A 3,293-nucleotide genomic window follows, 5' to 3' on the forward strand; every position below is an offset into this window, starting at 1 on the left:
CAGCAATCCCATCAGGTTTCAAAGATAAGGAGGCTGCTCTCTGTATAGCCTATACATGTGGGTATTTGGGTTTTGATTCTGAGCTCACAGGCAGTATCTGTCGAAAGGTTGGCTGTGATGTTGAGACTGTTAAGGATATTGCTCACTGGTTCAACAAGAACGCAATCATCGAGACACACGCATCCCACAATAACATTACCAAGCAGCTGCACATGGCAAAGAAAGCTGAACAGGCTGCTCGGGAAGAAGCTGCCGAGCTCCGTAAGGAGAACGGGGAAAGCCGTAAAGCTCTGGCAGAGTTTGGAAAGCAGGTTCTGCTTTATGAAAAGAAAGAACGTGAGCTTACTGCAGGAAACAACCTGTTAAAAAAAATCTTAGCGGGTTTCTGCCAGACCTCGTTACCAGAGAAGTCGGACTAGAAGCCCGCATCCTTATCGCAAAATCAATCATGGAGTCTCTTGAAGAAGGGCTTACTGTAAGAAAGGCCTGCAAAGTTATTGGCATCAACATTGGTATGTTCTACAAGTGGAAGAACACTCCAGAGCTGGAAGACAGAAGATTAAATGGTCCCAGCACGAGACCTTATGCCAGAGGCATTCCTCGCAGGCAGGACATTGCAATTACTGCTGAAGAAAGAGAGGCTATCATCGGTCATCTGAAAATGCCTGAGTATGCTCATCTTAGCGTTAAAGCACTACACAGAACTCTGCTGAGCAAGAGGATCTTCGTTGCATCAGAGTCGACATATCACCGTGTTGCAAGAGCTGCCAAACTTACCAGAGCCAGACGAAGGAGAATAAGAGCAGAGAGCGAAGTAGCCAGGAGCCTGAAGAGACGAACTAACCATGTTGTCGTAGCGCCTAACCAGGTTTGGATGTGGGATATATCCTACTTCAAGTACCTGGGCACTAAGCGCCATGTTTATCTGTTCCTCGCCGAGGACCTGTACAGTAGAAAGATTGTTGGAGCGAGGTTTTACGAGGCTCAGACTGCAGAGAATGCTGTTGATTTTTTCAAGAAGGTATTTGAGGAGAACGGCATTACATCAGACAGCAATCTGAAGATCCATTCAGATAATGGCTCTGCCATGCGCTCTGAGCTGACTGTCAACCTGTTCAAATCAAAGTGCGTAGAGCTTGATACCAGCCGTCCACTGAAAAGTAACGACAATCCTTATGTAGAGTCTTTGTTTGGCACACTGAAAGGACCATTTGATTTTAAGGTGGATCACTGCAAGACAGTGGAACACTGCAACAGGGAGCTTGAAAGGGTCGTCAAATCTTACAATGAAAGCCGTCCACACAGCGGAATAAACTACGTGCCACCAGAAATCCGCCATCAGGGAAAAGACTCTGAACTCGCTTATCTTGAAGTATGTAGAGAGACCCAGCTAAAGCACTTTCATGAGCATCCAGAGCGCTATCTGAACAAGAAAATGCGCAATTACGAACCTGCTGGTGCTCAAGTTCTTAATCCGTCAGCAGACCAGATTATTGATGGTCTGGCAGCGGAACCAACCAATCTCACACTGCTCAGATGGGCAACAAAAATGAAGGAGCATCATATCGGCAAAGACGTACTTAACTGATTCAATCTCGTTATTTATTACTGTGCAGGCGGGATCTTAGATAAGACCTCATTTAGTAAGAGCATTATGAGCAGGGCAGCCTGTTTGAGGTGTTCTTTCGCAAGCATGGCAGCATAGGCTGCCCGGCTATGGACTTCAGCAGATGAAAAGGCTCTGATATCTGTCTTGCAGGGCATATTCAATCCAGCAAGTGACACAAAACAGGCGGCACTTGAAAACCACTCAGCAGCTAAGTAGACACAGGTCAATGTAGCTCTCCTGTTTTACGTCATGTGTCTTGGACTGGCATGCCTTACCTGGCTACATCATAGCCTGGTGCAATACCGCAGTATCAGCTTTCTGCTGCGGTGTCGCAGTCAGTGCTCTGTAGAGGAGTACTCAGACTCTGCTGAAGAGCAGAAGGCTCAAACATAAGGTATTTCGTGGAGCAAAGCTCCAATATGAACAGCTGATCCTCTGGAGCGGCTGGCTGCCATAGTCCTCACGAGAATCAGCTGCTCTGGCTCTTTTCCCTCTTGAGGAGTCAGGCTGGGACAGGTCCTTGCAGATTGTGGCAGCAGCAACCATTTTGCACTGGCCGATCTCCTTGTCTGGAGATTCATACGCAGGGCAGAAGGGCGTTTCTGGTAACCCCGTAAGCTGAGGTCCGTTGGAGAACGACTTGAGGACTCGACGGTACGGTGTACGTGGTCTAACTGAGGAAGCGCAGTCATGGGCGAGTCAAGGCCGAATCTACGGCCGGGCATACCGAACGATCTCGGAAATTGATGCATCCCGGCCGTAGATGAGCTGAAAGGTAGCCTTGACGCGCACATGACAAGCGTACGCTGGGGTCGGCAGTGTCATGTTTGCGCGAAACAGACGTGCCATGATGGTGAGGGCGCAACGCGTCCCACCAGCATGAGCGCGGATGTGAGCAAAAACGTGACGCTGCGTGAGCGCCCTAATTGCGTTCCTCAAAACAGAAGAGTCAAAGCGAAGCGCTGCAGTTGAGGTTATCGCAAACTGCAGGTTTTTCAGCGACAGCCTCCAAGTGGACAGTCCTGTCTCTTCCAGCCAATATCCCTTGAGATATGGGCGATTAATCTTCCGGTTTTGGCACAATCCCCGCCGCGAACAGCGGGAGGGACCTTACGGGCAGCGCCAGCGGCCTCTCTCCCCCCAGGGGGGGGGGGGCTTGTGCTTGAGTACCGGAACTGGAAACAATCCCCGCCGCGAACAGCGGGAGGGAAGTATGGTGGGAGTCTCTATCTCTCCGCAAGCCATACATCAAAAGAGTGAGGCTTAGCCTTGCTGTGGGGGATTGTCCTACCGGTTCGACAGATTTACCTTTAGCTGTGGAAGTACCCGGTTGGAAGCCCGTCAGGGCTATAAAAGGCTGCGACAGCAGCAACATTAAAAGGTATGTGAATGAGTGTGGCAGGCACAGTACATATCCGTACTGTGCCTGCCACTGAGATACCTGAGGGTATCTCTGGTTCTGCCGGTCTCTCGGGGCAGTTCCTGGAAGCTCCCAGAGAGATATACGCCATGCCCTGCTTGCGCTTGGCATGGCGAGGGCTCAGAAGTAGAAACTGCACAGTGTTTTGAAACTGAAGCCCACAATCAAATGTTTGCTGCCGGACATTTGATTGGAGACTAAAGTTAAACATGTTTGCGGGCGGTTTTATTTCAAAACGTTACGAAATATCGTTGACACGCGTCG

At 49.7% G+C, this 3,293-nt stretch carries 2 protein-coding genes; both read left to right on the forward strand.

Going from position 1 to position 3,293, the window contains the following annotated elements; translation table 11 throughout:
* A partial coding sequence (locus tag MXE39_RS12685) for a hypothetical protein (RefSeq protein WP_246979064.1) occupies positions 1-419 on the forward strand: 419 nt, incomplete at its 5' end.
* 29 nt (positions 420-448) lie between these two features.
* Complete coding sequence (locus MXE39_RS12690) at positions 449-1,588, forward strand: IS3 family transposase (RefSeq protein WP_246979063.1); 1,140 nt, start codon at positions 449-451, stop codon at positions 1,586-1,588.
* Positions 1,589-3,293 lie beyond the last annotated feature (1,705 nt).

Origin of the sequence: Anaerobiospirillum sp. NML120511 (genome assembly GCF_023050955.1) — a bacterium.
Taxonomy (GTDB): Bacteria; Pseudomonadota; Gammaproteobacteria; order Enterobacterales; family Succinivibrionaceae; genus Anaerobiospirillum.